Raw genomic sequence first — 15,190 nt, forward strand, 5'->3', positions numbered from 1 at the left:
AGTCACACCCAACTGAGGAGAGAGCATGACGACTGCAACTGTCACCCTGACCAAGTCCGACGGCGCCGCTGATCTTCCCGGAGTCACCAAGCTGGCAATCGGCGCCTCCTGGGACGCTTCGGCCGCAGGAGCGGGCGGCGCACTGGGATGGGCCAAGCGGAAGCGCGGGACCGACCTGGACGCGATCGCGATCCTGATGCACGACGGCGAGCCCGTTCGCCTGGCTGGCCTTGACTCGCTCGACCCGATCCAGAACGGCTCCGTGGTCCACTCCGGCGACAACCAGACCGGCCACGGCGACGGCGATGACGAAACGATCACCGTCGACTTCACGAAGGTGCCCGGCAATGTCGACACCATCGTCTTCGTCTGCGCGGCGTTCAAGAAGGGGAGCGACCTCGGCAAGGCCATGAACGTCTCCTTCAAGGTCTACGACTCCTCCGACGGCACGCCGGGGCTCATGGCCGACATCTGGCCGTCACTACTGGGGAGTGGCAACGCGTGCGCCGTGGCGAAGGCGTACCGGGCCGGCGACGGGTGGAAGCTGGAGGTCGTCAACACCCGCGGGACGGTAAGGCAAGGCGACCAGACCAGCCTTCTCCGGTTCGCGATCGGCATGTAGTCGCAGGTCAAGGGGAGTCCCGCAAGTCGACTGACGCGGGACTCCCCTTTGGGGTTGTGTTGAGCGACCCAACTGTGTCACTATGGAGCCACGCCAGGGACTCACGGAGGGTCCGGCAGGGGAGGAAATCATGTTCAACATCTTCGTCGACTCCAACGGCCACAACGTCGCCACCTTCCACACGGAGGAGGCATACGACGCGTCGGCCCTGGCCAACCACTTCGTCGATGCCGGCTACAGCGTGGACACCGACCTGTGGGACGCGACTGTGGCCGACGCCATGATGTCGCCGGAAGTTGCCGCTCTGGCAGAGGCGACGCTCCCGCTCGTTTCCGCTTAGCCGAAACGCCCTCCGGGGCGTCCGCGGGGGCTGGCCTACCCGCGCTGATGAGGCAGGCCGTAGGAGGAGAAATGACGAAGCTCCGAGCGAAGCGGATCGGGACCGGGTACTACGAGGTCCCCACACCGCACGGGACGTACCGCGTCGAGAACACTCCGGCGCCCAAGGGGTCGGGGTACGGATCGGGCCCCAACTGGCTCATCATCCGGCCCGGCGAGGAGCAGGCAGACGAGTCCAAGCCCACGAAGCGTGAAGCGATGGAATATATCGCCGCGCTGCTCAGCTAGCACCCGCCCCGCATAGGAAAGCCCACGGCGCCCCCAGCGCCAACGGCGCGCGGTTCGAATCCGCGGCGGGGCACTCGAATATCGACAGAGGAGGACGCGATGGCGCTCACCTGGAGTAAGGCATCTTGGGCCGACAAGACGTACCACGCTCGTCAGGCCGACCGCTCGTTCACTGCCGACCATGATGGTTGCGCATGGCGTCTACGTGGCTGGACTGACGGACAATTCACGGACTATGTGCCCAACCTGAAGACGCTCCGCGACGCGAAGCAGCAGGCCGCAGACCGACTCCAGTAGCTATCTGTCCCGGAAAGGCAGTCAGGCGAGTGCGAGTCTCGCCCGGGGCACTCGAAGATCCATCGACGTGAGGAGACGCCATGTTGAAGCGCATCGTTCGCCGGCGGTACCCGGCAGGAGCCGCAGCCCAGGCGCACGCATTGAAGTCGTCCGACGGGCGCTATGACTACCGGTCCCCGGAGGGCCGACGAGTCGTCACCGCGAACCGTGCGTACCTGGCGCTGCATCCGGAATGGAGGGCCTGATGTTTCGGACCTTGAAGCTCTACCGCGCAGCCGCCCATCTGACAACCACGTTCCCGGAGATCAGCATCGACGACGCCCGCGAACGTGCCGGCCGGATGCTGGAGCGCTACCCACACGCCCGCACTGGCCGGTTGGGTGAGTACCTCGTGTTTGACGAGTCTCTGGGGCGCGTCATCGACGAGACCGGCAACACATCCGCGGGGGAGACGCCGTGAGGAAGATCCGCGTCCTGGCCGCCAATCTGCTCCCGCACGACGTCGTGAATGACCTCGTCGTGGCGACCGTCGTGGGCGACCGCACAACCATGGTCGACGTCTCGGCCTACGCGGAGGACGGCGAGAACCACCTCCTGGTGTTCCGTCCCGGAGCGCGGGTTACGGCGTACCGGCCGGCTGAGTGAGCGGTGCGTGAGTCGACTTGCGCGATGGGGTTGTGTTGAGCAACCCAACTGTGCCATTATGGAGCCACGCCAGGGACTCATGGAGGGTCCGGCAGGGGAGGAAATCATGACCCACAACCAGTTCGGCACTCAGGAAGTCCCCGCCGGATTCGCGCTCCCCAAAGCTGCGGTGAAGCTGCTCAACACTGCGGCGCTGGCCAGGTGGTCCACGGGGTGGCAGTGGAGCGCTGACAACTCCGACAACCCGTTCGTCACGATCCACGTGGCCGACCCGGAGACGCGCGAATACTTCAAGTACACGTGGCACTCCCGGGGCACGGGCGCCCTGCGGCTTTTCTCGAAAATTCGTCAGGCGCAGGCCGGCGCCCCGTGGGTGGACGCTCCCAGCGTCAAGGCTGCCGAATTTCGGGTCCGTGAGGTGGCAGCTAAGAACAGCTAATCCCTCCCGCTGGAGCCCTGCCAATTGAGGTGGCGGGGCTCCTCCCGTAAGTCCCTTCCGAAGGAGCCCGTCATGTCCGACGTCACCATCCACGAGACCGTAACCATCCCTGCCCGACAGATCCGCCGGGGCGATGAGTTCGACCTCCACCGTCACACTCATACCGCTTCCGGGCACGCGCACATGGCGCCGCGGGACAGCGTCCGCATCCCGCTGGAGGGCGGGGGCGAGGCATTCCTCCCGAAGGACCGCGAGATCCGAGTCAGCCGGCCCGCGGGAACGCTGCCGACGTGCATTTCCGCGTGACGCTCGAATGCGGCGTCTCCGCCCGGATCGACGGAGCCACCCACAGGCGGCTGCTGGGGCACGTGGAGGAGCGAGGCTACGAGCGGACGGCCGTGCGAGGCGGGTACGTCGTGACGCTGCCTGGTGACGCTCTCGTGGCAGTGCTGCGCGAGTCGACTTACGCGGGGCGGCAGGGGTTGTGTTGAGCAACCCAACTCTGCAACTATGGAGCCACGCCAGGGACTCACGGAGGGTCCGGCAGGGGAGGAAATCATGAACTGCGGAACCTGCCGCAAGGGAATCGCCCCGAACGTCGGCTACGTCTTGCACACCTTCGCGGGCAAGGTTTCCAGCCACCACATGGAGTGCCGTCCGGCTCCCGCCCCTAAGCCGCAGGTGTGGGTGTATCTGCGCGGTTACGTCGACGCCGAATAGTCCAGACTGTGGAGCCCCTGTCAATTGAGGAGACAGGGGCTCCGCCATTCACACCACGCACGCCCCGTTCACGAGTGAGGATCGATGACCGCCACCCCGATGCATGTCAGAATGGCCCGCAAGTACGGTCAGACCGCCGTTCTCTACGCCGCCCTGGCGCTCTCCGCCCCTGGCGAGTACAAGTTGGCCCTGATGGCAGGTTGGGATCCGTCCGTTGCCTGGCTAATGCCGGCCGTTCTCTCGCTCTACGCAGCGATCAGCGCAAGCATCGCGAAGGCGTACAAGACAACGGCACGCGAGGCCGCGGGAACACCGCACGAGGCGGAGGCCAAACGCCGATCGAAGAACGCAACGGTGGGCGCTCTCCTCGCGCTCCTCATGGCAACAGCCGCTCAGATCACGGAACACGTGATCACCGCTACGGCCTTCGGCGCAACGCTCTGGGTGATCGTCGTTGTCTCCGCCGTTCCGCCGTTGGTTGCCGCTCACGTCCTCCACATCGATCCGCCCATGGAGCTGAAGGAGCCGGAGCAGCCGCTCGCCCCGGAGTGGGTGCGTGAGGAGTTGGCGAGGCGCGAGGAAGCCGCTAGAGAGCCTGACGTGATCCTGGAGGAGAAACTCCCCGACCCGCCCACAGAAGCGACTTACGAGCCCGTTCTTGTCACGTACGGGCAGGCTGCTGATGCCCTGGGACTGAGTGAGATCACGATCCGCGGCGCCGCCAACGGAGACCGCCTGAGGAAGTACGAGGGCGCCGAACCGCGACGAGTGTACGTCGACATGCGCGAGTGTCACACTGTGTTTGCCAAGAGCCGGCAGCGCGCCGGAGTTTGAGGAGAGACGATGGAAGCCACGATCAACGACGTCGACGGTGCGTTCATCTCAGTCGAAGCAGGAGCGGACAGCCTCGCGTCTGACGGCTCGGTGCGGGTGTACGCGCCCGCGAACGAGCTGACCATCCCACGCGATGAGCCCGTAGCTCTACTGGACTTCACCCCAGCTCAGGCCCGTGCGCTGGCCGCCGTTCTGCTCCAGGCCGCGGACGAGGCGGAGGGCGTGGAGCCTCTCGACGAGGGGAACGCCCGAAGCGCTCTCGAAAACATTCTCGTGTCGGGGCACATCATCAGCGGGGCTTCGGAACCGTTCAGTTTCGGAGATCTGGACCGTTACCGAGACGCGGTAGCTGAGAGGGCGCGCGCGGATGTTGCCGCCTTCATCCGCACCAACATCGACTTCCAGGGCCGAGACTTCCCAGACGCGGAGAGCGTCGCGGTGTGGCTGGAGGACGGGCAGTGACCTACCTGAGCGGTTATGAAGAGATCAACCAGATCGTCACGCTCGCTTCGTTCGGAGCCACGTGGGCTGTGCTCGCGGTCGGGCACAATCTCGCAGATCACGTGCTCGGGCAGACCGATCACCAGGCTGATGGGAAAGCCGCGCCGCTGAAAGAAGAGGTAGACAAGGGTGTCAGCGCTCGACGAGGCTGGGGTCCGTGCCTTCGACACGTGGCCTAATATCACGTGGTGTTGGCCGTAATGTTAGCTATGGCCTGGATCGTCCTACCGCTCCAGATGTCGTGGACCGGGTTGGTGGCGGGATTCGCCGTTTCGGCAGCGACGCATGCGTTCTTCGATCGCCGATGGCCGGTCCGATGGCTGCTGGAACACGTCGGCTCCAAGGGCTTTGCGAGTCTGAAGAGCGGCGGAATGAACGGCATGTATCTGGCCGATCAAGCTCTGCATCAGACCGCCCTTCTCGTAACAGCTCTGCTGATCACCCGACTGTAGGAGGGGCACATGAAGCGCATACCGATGACCATCACGTATTCGGACGGGCGTCAGGAGATCGAATACATCGGCTGTGAGGAGCCCGGAGTCTTCGGCTCGCTCTTCCGCCTCCGCCGCGAGGAGCGCCTCCGCAAGGCACAGGCGCAGCGAGACAGCCGGCTCCTTCAGCTGGAACGCGACATCAAGGCCCTGGAAGACTGGCACCACGCCTGGCGCCTGGAGCACGACGAGGGATTCCGGGAGCTGCACCCGAGGGAGTGGTGCGAACCTCATCGGATGCTGACGAGCGCATGCCCGTACTCGCACTACCGCCGACACCCGAGAGTGCGCCCCGCTCAGCGTGAGGCGCCGGAGCTGCCGCTCGAAGTACGCCGCGCGGCTACCCGGACGATCGCAGCATGGGGGAAGAGCGATGCAGTGTAAGGACATCCCGGACGACGTCTTCGTAACCGCCGTCCGCGACGCTCCCGCCCTCTCGTCGGCCCGCTGGCGCATGAGGTGGCAGGTTGCGGAAGAGCTGGAGAGCGTCATGGGACCCATCCCGGAGAACCTCTTCATGGCGAAGGCACGCCGGCTGATCGCACGCGGACTGATCGGCGGATGTCCATGCGGGTGCCGCGGAGACTGGCATCCGGCGGATGAGTGTTACGCCCCGGGAACTGCTGCCGACCGTCGTAACCTGGACGCATGAGCGTCCAAACCGGCCCCTGTGCCTCCTGCCGTCAGCCGACGACCAGATACGGATTCGGCGGCAACCCTCTCTGCCCCACCTGCCGAGCGCGGGTGGAGAAGGCACGAGCGAAGAAGTAGAACCACCTGAGAGCCCTCGTCGCACGCCGGCGGGGCTCTTCTGCGTTCAGGCTGCTTCCGCTACGTCCAGCGCAGCGCGGTACTCCACTGACCACGCCGCCGACTGCTGATCAGCAGGCAGGCCGGCCAGTCCCGCCCGCAGGTGATCGGCGGCGTCGGAGTGTGCGTTGAGGCTGAGGTGCGCCAGCCCCAAGTTCAAACGTTGGAAGGTGGGCGTCAGCCAGTACGCGGTACCTGGCGGCTGATCGGCAGCAGCGTCCGACAGGCTCGCAGCCTCGTCCAGCAGCCGGAGGGCGTCGTCACGTCGTCCAATTTCCGCGTAGCCCTGTGCGGCCTGTGCGGCGTCACCCATGCGCTGGGCGGGATGAGCGCCGGGGGTGTTGTAGGCCGCGAGGAACCACCGGATCACCGAGCGCGGGCGTCCCTGCTGACGTGCCAGGTAGCCACGGAAGTTGAGCGCCTGAGCGGTGAGGTGAGGTGACTCCGCATCGTCGGCCAGCTCCAGGGCTTCGTTCAAGAGGAGTACGGCCGGTAAATCGACGCGGGCGGAGGCATGGAGCCATCCCTCGAACTGCACCCACTCCGCCACGACGTCGGTCAACGCGTCGCGATGCGGCCCGCGGGCGTCGCGCAGCAGCGACCGAGCTGTCTCGGCCTGAGCCTGAATGGCGGGGATGAGGGGCGACGGACCAAGCACGTCATCTAGCCGGCGCTGGGTGGCCAGGACGTCGGCGAAGGCGCTCACCGAACGGCCATCGAGCCGCGTTGGATGAGACACCGCGTGCCGTACCCGGTCGCCGGCATCCTCCGTCACCGAAGCGGCGTGGGCCACGATGGCTCCGTCTGCCCTCAGGAAGATGTCCAATGCCTGCGCCAGCTGCGGAGAGGGGTCCTGCTTGCCGCCCAGGACGCGTGACAAGTACGCGTGGTCGTAGCTGAGCGCCCTTGCGGCGCCGCGGATGGACAGCCCCCGTAACCGCAACGCGCGGCGCACACTGTCGCCGAATTCCCCTGCCATGGCCTCAGCGTAGCGCCCGAGCGCGCTCAGTCACCACCCTGTCACCGCCCAGTCACCGCTTCCCTGGGGAGTGGTTCGTCATGATGGGAGCCGGTCCTGCATCGTCAACGAGGAGGAAGGCCGGTGACGTACGAGCCCATTCCGATCTCCGTACGGATCAAGCCCTCGTCGCGAAGGGCGCGGGTCACCTTCTGTGCGGTCACGAGAGCAATGCCGAACTCTGCGGAGAGCGTCACGACGGCAGGAATGCGTGAGCCCGGCGGATAGGTTCCATCGGCAATTCTGGCGCGCAAGATCTCGGCCACCTGTCGCCACTTAGGCCGAGTCGCGTCTAGCTCGATGCTCACCCACGGACCGTAGATGATCATGATACGCCAGTGCGAGCGATAGACTGCCGTAGAGTTCTATAGCATGCTGGCGCAAGAAAGCACCCCCGCGACCGTGCGACCGGTCCGGGGGCATGGCCGACGCTACGAAGGAGCGACGACATGACAGACCTTACCCAGGCGGTTCAGCTGAGCGACCCACTGTCCGCCTTAGAGCCCGTGCCGAATCGTGCCTGCGACATCTGCTCCTCGCTGGGACGTCAGCGGGAAGCCGCTCGCAGGCAGCAGGACATGACCACGGTCTCCGACTGCAACGTGGAGATCCGGCGCCACCCTCATCGGGAGCCGGTGACGACATGAGCCCTGTGCTCGAACTTCCGAAGCCTTACCCGGGATGCCGGATATGCGCTCGCATGGTCCGGGACTGGGCGGCACTGACCGAGCCTGCCTCCCCTCAGTTCGACCGAGACGCAGCCGATGAACTCGCCACCGGCATCAACCGCCACCGGGCCGCCGATGAAGCTCAAGCGCCAGCCCTGTGACGCCAGCAAGGGTAGAAAGGCAATGTGATGTGTCCTCACTGCCACACCCCCATGGTTCCGGACGGCGGTCGAGCCTTCTGCGCCACGTGCCCGCGGGTCGCCCATTACGGGGACTCGCCGGGGGACGTCGAGCGCCGTGAGGACAACCGGCTGCACGCTCTGGCACTTCTGGACATCGCGCTAGCTCATCAGGATGAGCAGCGGAAGCATGACCAGCTGATTACCACCGAGATGGAGGCCAGGATGGGCCAGACGATTCAAACCCGCGGCTGCTCCAAGTGCGGCAGCACGATGTACCGCACGGTGGACGTGGACGACAACGGAAACCCGATCAGCGTGCCGACGTTCATCTGTAACAACTGCGGCCACATGGAGGGCTGAGCACCCCACATACCTACGCGCTAGGGGCGTCACCTCCGGCGCGTGGAGGGCGCAGGGGCCGGTTCCTCCCGGTAGTCCGGTGAGGTCGACAGCCGGCCCCTGAGGCCCTTGTAGCCCCGTTCTCCCTGATGGGAGGGCGGGGCTTTGACATGCCGTGGTGCGGGTTTTGATTTGTAAGTGCTCACTCGAACCAGTCGAGATTGTGCAACGTTTCCGAGGCCCGGGCGATGCCGTTGCGGATCGCGGCATCGATGCCCTCCTCGGAGGTTCCTACGATTTCGGTGACCCGGTAGGTGTGCTGTGACATCGTATGTCTCCTTTCGTGCTTCCACGGTGCCCTACCCAGGGGTGGACCGCTAGGGATCGGCTCAGGCGATTCACCCTTGACCGCCCCTTGACCTACCCATTGGTCCATACCAAAATCCAGCCACACGCCCGTGCGAGCGCCGCCCGCAGTCCCCCACATCGGGTCCCTGTTCCGTCGTGCCGTTTCGCAGAAGGTGACCTCGTGAAAAACCGCATGCTGGCTGGAACCGTCGCGCTCGTGTCCTCCCTCGCGCTGAGTGGCTGCGGCCTCCTCCCCGGCGCGGACGGAGGCGATGTCACGGTCAAGGTCTGGCTGATGAAGGACAGCGCCTCCAAGGGCTTCCTGGACCGCTTCACCGAGTCGTACGAGAACGAGAACCCCTCCGTGCGCCTGGAGTTCACGATCCAGGAGTGGGGCGGGATCGGCCCCAAGGTCACCGCCGCCCTCGAAAGTGACGACGCGCCCGACGTCATCGAGGTCGGCAACACCCAGGTCGCCCAGTACGCGGAGAGCGGCGGTCTGCGCGACCTCACCCTCGAATCCATGCGCGACCTCGGCAGCGAGGACTGGCTGCCCGGCCTCGCCGAGCCCGGCAGCATCAACGGCATGCAGTTCGGCATCCCCTGGTACGCGGCCAACCGGGTGGTCATCTACAACAAGGACCTCTTCGCCCGGGCGGGCGTGGAGAACCCGCCCAAGACCCGCGAGCAGTGGATCAGGGACACCGAGAAGCTCAACAGTGACGGGAACCAGGGCATCTACCTCGCCGGACAGAACTGGTACGTGCTCGCCGGCTTCGTCTGGGACGAGGGCGGCGAGCTCGCCGACGAGAACGGAGGCGACTGGCAGGGCGCGCTCGACTCTCCCGCCGCGCTCAAGGGCATGGACTTCTACAAGCGGCTCCAGTCGCTCGGACACGGTCCCAAGGACGCCGACGAGGAGAAACCGCCGCAGACCGACGTGTTCGCCCGGGGCGATGTCGCCCAGATCATCTCGGTGCCGGGCAGCGCCGCTCTCATCGAACAGGAGAACCCGGAACTCAAGGGGAAGCTCGGCTACTTCCCCATTCCGGGCAAGACGGCGAAGGCCCCGGGTTCCGTGTTCACCGGCGGGTCCGACCTGATCGTGCCGAAGAAGGCGGACCACCGCAGCGAGGCCATCGACGTGATCGAGGCACTGGCCGGCGAGAGGTGGCAGACCGAGCTGGCCAGGACGATGAGTTACGTCCCCAACAAGCCGAGTCTCGCCTCCGTCGTCGAGGGCCAGGAAGGCACCGCCGCGATGGCCCAGGGAGCCACCCGGGGGCGCGCCACCCCCAACTCGCCCCAGTGGGCCGCCGTCGAGGCCGCCAACCCGATCAAGCCGTACATGACGGCCGTACTCGAAGGCGGTGACCCGCTCACGGAGGCCACCGAGGCGTCCGAGCGCATCACGGCGATCCTCTCGCGCAGCTGAGCGCCCCTCCGCACTCTGCGGGCAGACGGTTTCCGCCGGACCGAGGTGACCGGTGTGGACGCCATCCAGTTTGCCGGAGCCATGGCCCGGGAAGTCGTCGCCCAGGCGGTGGTCTCACGCGGGCCGGGCGGCGACCCGGCTCCCAGTGGCACCGGCGCCCGCGCAGCACGCACCGCACCACCGACGAGGCGGCAGCCGCGTCGTCGGGGCATCGACAGCATGGAGGTAGGCAGCATGCCGCTCACAGGCGAGTACGAGCCGAGCACGGAGAAGGTGGTCAGGGACCAGGTGGAGCTGTACGAGAGCTCCGGGGGCACCGAGGGGACGACGCTGGGCAGCCTGATCGGTCCGGATGACCCCGAGCGGGCCGGCCTGCCTGTCGTCATCCTGACCACCATCGGCGCCAAGAGCGGCAGGATCCGCAAGACCCCGCTCATGCGGGTGGAGCACGACGGTTCCTACGCCGTGGTCGCCTCCAAGGGCGGCGCCCCCCAGCACCCCGTCTGGTACCACAACGTGGTGGCCGACCCCCGGGTGGAGCTCCAGGACGGCCCGGTGCGCCAGGACATGCTGGCACGCGAGGTGACCGGGGAGGAGAAGACCCGCTGGTGGGCGCGGGCCGTCGAGGCGTACCCGGACTACGCCGAGTACCAGAAGAACACCGACCGCGAGATCCCGGTCTTCGTGCTGGAACCGGCGCCCCAGGAGCACTGAGGCGCCGAGGCCGTCCCCCGGGCCGGTGCGGGCGTGCCCTGCCCGCACCGGCCCGGGCCGCTCAGAACGCCGTCGCCAGCGACAGCGCGAAGCGGCCCGCCGCATCCGTCCACCAGTGCTCCAGCCGCAGCCCGGCATCCACCAGCTCGCCCCGCACGCCCTCCTCGCGGAACTTCGCCGACACCTCGGTGCGCATCTCCTCACCTGCCGCGAACGTCACGACGAGGTCCACCTCCGGGATCTTCACCGTGAGCGCCCGCCGGGCGCGGAGCCGCATCTCGATCCACTCGCGGCGCGGGTCCCACACCGCGACGTGGTCGAAGTCGTCCAGCGGGAAGTCGGCCCCCAGCTCGCGGTTGACGACGGACAGCACGTTCTTGTTGAACGCGGCCGTCACCCCGGCGGCGTCGTCGTAGGCGGCGACGAGCGTCGCCTCGTCCTTCACCAGATCCGTACCGAGCAGCAGGCTGTCACCGGGGGACAGCAGCTCCCGTACGGAGTGCAGGAACCGCTCCCGTTCCTCCGGCAGCAGATTGCCGATCGTGCCGCCCAGGAACGCGACCAGCCGGGGTCCCGGCGTCTCGGGCAGCCGCAGGACGTGCGTGAAGTCGGCGATGAGCGCGTGCACCGAGAGGTCCGGCCGCTCCGCGAGCAGGAGGTCGGCCGCGCCCTTCAACGCGCTCTCGCTGACATCGACGGGCACGTAGGTGCGCAGCCCCGGCAGGGCGTCGAGCAGATGCCGGGTCTTCTCGGACGAGCCGGAGCCCAGCTCGACGAGGGTCCTGGCCCCCGACACCTGGGCGATTCGCGCGGCGCGGGACACGAGGATCTCGCGCTCGGCACGCGTCGGGTAGTACTCGGGGAGCCGGGTGATCTCCTCGAAGAGTTCGCTGCCGTGCGCGTCGTAGAACCACTTCGGGGCAGCGACTTGGGCTGCCGGTTCATGCCGCTGAGCACGTCGGCGCGTAGCGCCGCGTCCGTCGCGTCCACCGGCAGGGTGCGGGTCAGTCGGAAGGGACTCACGCGGGGGCTCCTTGAGCGGGGTGAGAGTCATGTCGTGGCGGGTGGCCGTCAGCAGGGTGCGGTCGGGCACCTCGCGCCACAGCGGATCGTCGTCGTACGGCTCCGAGGCCACCACCGTGCGGCGGCCCGGCTCCGTGAGGTACCAGAGGGTGTCGCCCCAGGCGGTCGCCACGATGGTGGAGCCGTCGGTGAGCAGCAGGTTGAGCCGCGAACCGGCGGCCTGGGCCGCGACGTCGAGGACGGTGTCGGTGACGGCCTGCGAGAGGGTGTCGCCCTCGGAGGTCCGTCGGCGCACGAGCGCCCAGAGCAGAGCCGAGTCGCTGCGGGCTTCGAGGGTGAGCAGGGCGGCGGCCGGCAGGGTGGTGGCCAGGGGCGCCAGGGAGGCGGGCCAGCCCTGCACCGCTCCGTTGTGGCTGAACAGCAGACCGTCCGCGGCGAACGGCGCGGCGGCCGCCTCACCGTCGGCGCCCGCCACCGTCGCGTCCCGGACGGCGGCCAGGAGCGCCGTGCTCCGGACGACCCGGACGAGGTCGGCGAATGTCTCGTCGCCCCAGACGGGCCCCTGGCGCCGGTAGCGGCCGGGCACCGGGTCCCCTTCCGCGTACCAGCCGACCCCGAAGCCGTCCGCGTTGACGGTCCCGTACCTCTGGCGGCGCGGCTCCCAGGACTGCCGCACCAGGGAGTGCGGCGGGGACACCAGGATCTGGCCGAGGGCCACGGGCGGCCCCAGATAGGCGAGGTGACGGCACATCAGACGTCCCGCGCTGTACGGAAGCCGGAGAAGATCTGCCGGCGCACCGGCAGGTCCCAGTTGCGGAACGTGCCCCGGCAGGCCACCGCGTCCACGGCGAACGAACCCCCGCGCAGCACCTTGTGATCCGGGCCGAAGAACACGTCGGAGTACTCCCGGTACGGGAACGGCACGAAGCCGGGGTACGGGAGGAAGTCGCTCGATGTCCACTCCCACACGTCGCCGATCAGCTGCCCCACGCCGAGGGGCGAGCGTCCCGCCGCGTAGGCGCCCGCCTCGGCGGGGCGCAGATGGCGCTGACCCAGGTTGGCGCGGTCCGGGGCGGGGTCCTCGTCGCCCCACGGATAGCGCAGCGAGCGGCCCGACGCCGGGTCGTGCCGGGCCGCCTTCTCCCACTCGCTCTCCGTGGGCAGCCTGCGGCCCGCCCAGCGGGCGTACGCGTCGGCCTCGTACCAGCTGACGTGCAGCACCGGCTCGTCCCGCGGCACCACCTCGGTCACGCCGAAGCGCCGACGCAGCCACCGCCCGGCGTCCCGCCGCCAGAACAACGGAGCCGTGAGGCCGTTCGCGCAGACCATCTCCCAGCCCGCGGGCGCCCACCAGCGCCGTTCGGCGTACCCGCCGTCCTCGATGAACCGCTCGTAGTCGCCGCAGGTCACCGGGGAGGTGTCGATGAAGAAGTCCGCCACCTCCCGCCGGTGTGCGGGCCGCTCGTTGTCGAGGGCCCAGGGATCGGCCGAGGTGCCCATGGTGAACGCCCCGCCCGGCACGAGCACCTCAGGGGTGAGTCCGGCCGCGTCCGTGGGGCAGGCGGCTCCGGGGCGGAGAGGGCGACGGGTCCCGACCGCAGCTGATGGGTGATCAGCATCGTCTCGTCGTGCTGCTGTTCGTGCTGCGCGACCATCCCGAACGCGAAGCCCGCCCGTACGAGCGGGCGGCCCCCCTCGTGCAGCGGAGTCGCTTCCAGAATGTCCAGCACCCGGCCGCGTACGTCCGCGGCGTAGGCCCGCGCCTCGGCGGGCGGCAGCAGCGGCAGCGAAGGGCGGCTCGCCCGCGAGTGCTCGAAGGCGTCGTACAGGCCGTCGATCTCGGGCCGTATCGCCTCGCGGCCCCCGACCGCCCGCAGGAGCCACTGCTCCTCCTGGTTGCCGATGTGCGCCAGGTCCCAGACCAGCGGTGACATCAACGGGGAGTGCTGCGCGGTCAGTTCGCCGTCGTCCACGCTGTCGGTGAGCAGGGCCGTACGCTCGCGGGCCGACAGGAGCGCGGCGAGAGCACGCCGCCTGAGTGCCTCGGGGTCCAGGTCCGGTTCCGCGGCCTCGGACAGGCCGTCCGCGAAACGCTTGGCTGAGAGGTCGGTCATGAGAGGGTGCCCCTTCCCTGGAGCGGTGCGGACCCGGGTGGGTGGTCGGTGAGGTCGTCGGCCGGGCATCGTCCCCGCGAGACGAACCGTTCGTGGAACTCCGCGACGGTGTCCCGCACCGCGTCGCTCGCCCCGATACGGGGCAGCGCGTCCAGCGCCGCATCGAAGCAGGTGATCGCCGCGGCCCTCAGCTCCGGGTCGGTCAGTCCGTCACGGGCCGCGCGGGTCCACAGCGGATTGCGCGGCGCGGGCGACGCACCCGCCGTCTCGCCGAGCGGCTTCACGGCGCGGTACACGGACTCCGCCGCCTGGGGATCGTCGAACAGGGCCATGGTGACGGCGAGCGGCACGACCCAGCCGTCCGCGCCGCTCTGCGCGTCGATCATGCGCAGTTCGAGGTGACCGCGCGGCCGTACCGGTGGAAAGAGCGTGGTCAGGTGGTAGTCGAGATCGGCCTGTACGGGCGGCCGAGGCCCCGCGCCGCGAGTCCAGTCCCGGAACGTGAGGCCCTCGGGCACCTCCCACGGGCCGTCCCCGCCCCGGACACACATCACCGGGGTGTCGAGTGCGTGGGCCGTCCAGGCGTCGCGCGGCGCGAGACGGCCGGACGGAGCGAGCGACCGTACGGGATCGAGTGCGGCCCAGAGCGCCTGCCGGGTGGAACGCCACCCCGAGACCCGGCCCTGACGGAACGGCGAGTTCGCGAACGCGGCCACGAGCACCGCACCCAGCAGATGGGCCAGATGCCAGCGCCGCCCGTACCCGAGCGGCCCCGGCTCCTCCTCACCCGCGTCCAGGCAGACCTGGACGGACGCGGACGTGCACATCATGGCGCGCCCCGCCGGGCCGGCTCTGTCGAGTGAGCGCTCCATGGCCGCGTAGCGCGGCTCCCGCAGCAGGCGGCGCGGGGGATGCCAAGGGTCGACCCCGAGGCCGACAGGGGCGAGCCCAGCCCGCCCGAGCGTGTCGCGTACGGCGGCGAGATCCGCGGCGGCGGCGTCGACGCACTCCATCAGGGATTCGGCGGGCATGGAGCTGAGCTCCAGCTGACCACCGGGTTCGAACGTGAGGGACGCGCGCAGAGGCAGGGCGCGTACGGCGTCGGAAGCCGAGCCGAGCCGGTCCTCGGCCACGGGGACCTCAGGACGTTCACGGTCGTGAATGAGCCATTCGAGCTCCACGCCGACCTTGCGAGGCGGCCCGGTCTTGAAGCAGATACCGCGCAGCAGATCCTCGGCCTCGCTCTCGCCGAGAGGTTCGCCGTGCTCCGCCTGGCCGTCCGCGCCGGGGTTCTCCGGGGGCATGATCGGTCCTCCTGTCCGGGTACGTCCCTCCACCCAAACCCCTTCCGGGAGATCGCACA

Annotated in this window: 21 protein-coding genes, 1 other RNA gene and 4 pseudogenes; 19 read left to right on the forward strand and 7 right to left on the reverse strand. The window is 68.4% G+C overall.

Translation table 11 applies throughout. From position 1 onward, the window contains the following. Positions 1–25 precede the first annotated feature (25 nt). From Sfulv_RS26540 to Sfulv_RS26605, 15 genes are all read left to right on the forward strand, one after another. Complete coding sequence (locus Sfulv_RS26540; RefSeq protein ID WP_173316990.1) at positions 26–622, forward strand: TerD family protein; 597 nt, start codon at positions 26–28, stop codon at positions 620–622. Between the two features lie 130 nt (positions 623–752). Next, positions 753–962 (forward strand): hypothetical protein, encoded by a 210-nt coding sequence (locus Sfulv_RS26545; protein WP_173316991.1) that lies wholly within the window; start codon positions 753–755, stop codon positions 960–962. After that, positions 961–1,024, forward strand: an RNA gene (locus Sfulv_RS26550) — hammerhead ribozyme type II. The genes Sfulv_RS26545 and Sfulv_RS26550 overlap by 2 nt, the downstream gene beginning before the upstream one ends. Before the next feature lie 9 nt (positions 1,025–1,033). Further along, positions 1,034–1,249, forward strand: a complete 216-nt coding sequence (locus tag Sfulv_RS26555) for a hypothetical protein (protein ID WP_173316992.1) — start codon at positions 1,034–1,036, stop codon at positions 1,247–1,249. Positions 1,250–1,802: 553 nt separating this feature from the next. After that, positions 1,803–2,006, forward strand: coding sequence for a hypothetical protein (locus Sfulv_RS26560; protein WP_173316993.1), 204 nt, complete (start codon positions 1,803–1,805; stop codon positions 2,004–2,006). Beyond that, positions 2,003–2,191, forward strand: coding sequence for a hypothetical protein (locus tag Sfulv_RS26565; protein WP_173316994.1), 189 nt, complete (start codon positions 2,003–2,005; stop codon positions 2,189–2,191). Before Sfulv_RS26560 ends, Sfulv_RS26565 begins: the two co-directional genes overlap by 4 nt. A gap of 106 nt (positions 2,192–2,297) precedes the next feature. Beyond that, on the forward strand, positions 2,298–2,630 hold the full coding sequence (locus tag Sfulv_RS26570; protein WP_173316995.1) for a hypothetical protein: 333 nt from the start codon (positions 2,298–2,300) through the stop codon (positions 2,628–2,630). Positions 2,631–2,702: 72 nt separating this feature from the next. Next, a complete protein-coding gene (locus tag Sfulv_RS26575) occupies positions 2,703–2,936 on the forward strand; it encodes a hypothetical protein (protein WP_173316996.1) in 234 nt (77 codons plus the stop codon). After that, a complete protein-coding gene (locus Sfulv_RS26580) occupies positions 2,933–3,121 on the forward strand; it encodes a hypothetical protein (protein WP_173316997.1) in 189 nt (62 codons plus the stop codon). The genes Sfulv_RS26575 and Sfulv_RS26580 overlap by 4 nt, the downstream gene beginning before the upstream one ends. A 67-nt stretch (positions 3,122–3,188) precedes the next feature. Continuing rightward, complete coding sequence (locus tag Sfulv_RS26585) at positions 3,189–3,350, forward strand: hypothetical protein (protein ID WP_173316998.1); 162 nt, start codon at positions 3,189–3,191, stop codon at positions 3,348–3,350. A gap of 84 nt (positions 3,351–3,434) precedes the next feature. Next, the gene (locus Sfulv_RS26590; protein ID WP_173316999.1) at positions 3,435–4,184 is read left to right on the forward strand and encodes a hypothetical protein; all 750 of its coding nucleotides are present in this window, start codon (positions 3,435–3,437) and stop codon (positions 4,182–4,184) included. A 9-nt stretch (positions 4,185–4,193) separates the two neighbouring features. Then, a complete protein-coding gene (locus tag Sfulv_RS26595) occupies positions 4,194–4,646 on the forward strand; it encodes a hypothetical protein (protein WP_173317000.1) in 453 nt (150 codons plus the stop codon). Continuing rightward, positions 4,643–4,864 carry a hypothetical protein gene (locus tag Sfulv_RS29850; RefSeq protein WP_218578065.1) on the forward strand — a complete coding sequence of 74 codons (222 nt, stop codon included), beginning with the start codon at positions 4,643–4,645 and terminating at the stop codon, positions 4,862–4,864. Before Sfulv_RS26595 ends, Sfulv_RS29850 begins: the two co-directional genes overlap by 4 nt. A gap of 30 nt (positions 4,865–4,894) precedes the next feature. After that, positions 4,895–5,137 carry a hypothetical protein gene (locus Sfulv_RS29855; protein WP_218578066.1) on the forward strand — a complete coding sequence of 81 codons (243 nt, stop codon included), beginning with the start codon at positions 4,895–4,897 and terminating at the stop codon, positions 5,135–5,137. 9 nt (positions 5,138–5,146) lie between these two features. Beyond that, the gene (locus tag Sfulv_RS26605) at positions 5,147–5,560 is read left to right on the forward strand and encodes a hypothetical protein (RefSeq protein WP_173317001.1); all 414 of its coding nucleotides are present in this window, start codon (positions 5,147–5,149) and stop codon (positions 5,558–5,560) included. 433 nt (positions 5,561–5,993) lie between these two features. Here Sfulv_RS26605 and Sfulv_RS26610 read toward each other — a convergent pair whose 3' ends face one another. Beyond that, a complete protein-coding gene (locus tag Sfulv_RS26610) occupies positions 5,994–6,965 on the reverse strand; it encodes a helix-turn-helix domain-containing protein (RefSeq protein ID WP_173317002.1) in 972 nt (323 codons plus the stop codon). Between the two features lie 104 nt (positions 6,966–7,069). Next, positions 7,070–7,312 (reverse strand): GntR family transcriptional regulator, encoded by a 243-nt coding sequence (locus Sfulv_RS26615; protein ID WP_305961389.1) that lies wholly within the window; start codon positions 7,310–7,312, stop codon positions 7,070–7,072. Between the two features lie 141 nt (positions 7,313–7,453). Here Sfulv_RS26615 and Sfulv_RS26620 point away from each other — a divergent pair, with 141 nt between their 5' ends. Continuing rightward, positions 7,454–7,651: a hypothetical protein gene (locus tag Sfulv_RS26620; RefSeq protein WP_173317004.1), complete on the forward strand. Its 198-nt coding sequence runs from the start codon at positions 7,454–7,456 to the stop codon at positions 7,649–7,651. Positions 7,652–7,884: 233 nt separating this feature from the next. Beyond that, positions 7,885–8,214 carry a hypothetical protein gene (locus Sfulv_RS26625; protein WP_173317005.1) on the forward strand — a complete coding sequence of 110 codons (330 nt, stop codon included), beginning with the start codon at positions 7,885–7,887 and terminating at the stop codon, positions 8,212–8,214. A gap of 184 nt (positions 8,215–8,398) precedes the next feature. On the opposite strand, the pseudogene Sfulv_RS26630 reads toward Sfulv_RS26625, so the two are convergent. After that, positions 8,399–8,521: pseudogene (locus Sfulv_RS26630) on the reverse strand (dodecin family protein); the annotation flags it as partial. A 201-nt stretch (positions 8,522–8,722) separates the two neighbouring features. Between Sfulv_RS26630 and Sfulv_RS26635 the strand changes: the two are divergent. Continuing rightward, on the forward strand, positions 8,723–9,976 hold the full coding sequence (locus Sfulv_RS26635) for an extracellular solute-binding protein (protein WP_173317006.1): 1,254 nt from the start codon (positions 8,723–8,725) through the stop codon (positions 9,974–9,976). 234 nt (positions 9,977–10,210) lie between these two features. Next, entirely contained in the window at positions 10,211–10,690 is a 480-nt protein-coding gene (locus Sfulv_RS26640) for a nitroreductase family deazaflavin-dependent oxidoreductase (protein WP_173318236.1), read from the forward strand. A gap of 61 nt (positions 10,691–10,751) precedes the next feature. On the opposite strand, the pseudogene egtD reads toward Sfulv_RS26640, so the two are convergent. The 4 genes and pseudogenes from egtD to egtA form a co-directional block, all read right to left on the reverse strand. After that, positions 10,752–11,713, reverse strand: a pseudogene (egtD, locus tag Sfulv_RS26645) (L-histidine N(alpha)-methyltransferase). Positions 11,714–11,717: 4 nt separating this feature from the next. Continuing rightward, a pseudogene (egtC, locus tag Sfulv_RS26650) lies at positions 11,718–12,464 on the reverse strand (ergothioneine biosynthesis protein EgtC); the annotation flags it as partial. Beyond that, positions 12,464–13,827, reverse strand: a pseudogene (egtB, locus tag Sfulv_RS26655) (ergothioneine biosynthesis protein EgtB). The pseudogenes egtC and egtB, both read right to left, overlap by 1 nt. Continuing rightward, positions 13,824–15,131, reverse strand: a complete 1,308-nt coding sequence (gene egtA / locus Sfulv_RS26660) for an ergothioneine biosynthesis glutamate--cysteine ligase EgtA (protein ID WP_173317007.1) — start codon at positions 15,129–15,131, stop codon at positions 13,824–13,826. The pseudogene egtB and the gene egtA overlap by 4 nt, the downstream one beginning before the upstream one ends. Positions 15,132–15,190: the final 59 nt, after the last annotated feature.

Origin of the sequence: Streptomyces fulvorobeus (assembly GCF_013167895.1) — a bacterium.
Classification (GTDB): domain Bacteria; phylum Actinomycetota; class Actinomycetes; order Streptomycetales; family Streptomycetaceae; genus Streptomyces; species Streptomyces fulvorobeus.

What these genes read in the sequence shown, in the direction of transcription:
- Sfulv_RS26540 (WP_173316990.1), top strand. Translation starts at nt 26, where the DNA reads ATGACGACTGCAACTGTCACCCTGACCAAGTCCGACGGCGCCGCTGAT.
- Sfulv_RS26545 (WP_173316991.1), top strand. Translation starts at nt 753, where the DNA reads ATGTTCAACATCTTCGTCGACTCCAACGGCCACAACGTCGCCACCTTC.
- Sfulv_RS26555 (WP_173316992.1), top strand. Translation starts at nt 1,034, where the DNA reads ATGACGAAGCTCCGAGCGAAGCGGATCGGGACCGGGTACTACGAGGTC.
- Sfulv_RS26570 (WP_173316995.1), top strand. Translation starts at nt 2,298, where the DNA reads ATGACCCACAACCAGTTCGGCACTCAGGAAGTCCCCGCCGGATTCGCG.
- Sfulv_RS26575 (WP_173316996.1), top strand. Translation starts at nt 2,703, where the DNA reads ATGTCCGACGTCACCATCCACGAGACCGTAACCATCCCTGCCCGACAG.
- Sfulv_RS26585 (WP_173316998.1), top strand. Translation starts at nt 3,189, where the DNA reads ATGAACTGCGGAACCTGCCGCAAGGGAATCGCCCCGAACGTCGGCTAC.
- Sfulv_RS26590 (WP_173316999.1), top strand. Translation starts at nt 3,435, where the DNA reads ATGACCGCCACCCCGATGCATGTCAGAATGGCCCGCAAGTACGGTCAG.
- Sfulv_RS26595 (WP_173317000.1), top strand. Translation starts at nt 4,194, where the DNA reads ATGGAAGCCACGATCAACGACGTCGACGGTGCGTTCATCTCAGTCGAA.
- Sfulv_RS29855 (WP_218578066.1), top strand. Translation starts at nt 4,895, where the DNA reads ATGGCCTGGATCGTCCTACCGCTCCAGATGTCGTGGACCGGGTTGGTG.
- Sfulv_RS26605 (WP_173317001.1), top strand. Translation starts at nt 5,147, where the DNA reads ATGAAGCGCATACCGATGACCATCACGTATTCGGACGGGCGTCAGGAG.
- Sfulv_RS26610 (WP_173317002.1), bottom strand. Translation starts at nt 6,965, where the DNA reads ATGGCAGGGGAATTCGGCGACAGTGTGCGCCGCGCGTTGCGGTTACGG.
- Sfulv_RS26620 (WP_173317004.1), top strand. Translation starts at nt 7,454, where the DNA reads ATGACAGACCTTACCCAGGCGGTTCAGCTGAGCGACCCACTGTCCGCC.
- Sfulv_RS26625 (WP_173317005.1), top strand. Translation starts at nt 7,885, where the DNA reads ATGGTTCCGGACGGCGGTCGAGCCTTCTGCGCCACGTGCCCGCGGGTC.
- Sfulv_RS26640 (WP_173318236.1), top strand. Translation starts at nt 10,211, where the DNA reads ATGCCGCTCACAGGCGAGTACGAGCCGAGCACGGAGAAGGTGGTCAGG.
- egtA (WP_173317007.1), bottom strand. Translation starts at nt 15,131, where the DNA reads ATGCCCCCGGAGAACCCCGGCGCGGACGGCCAGGCGGAGCACGGCGAA.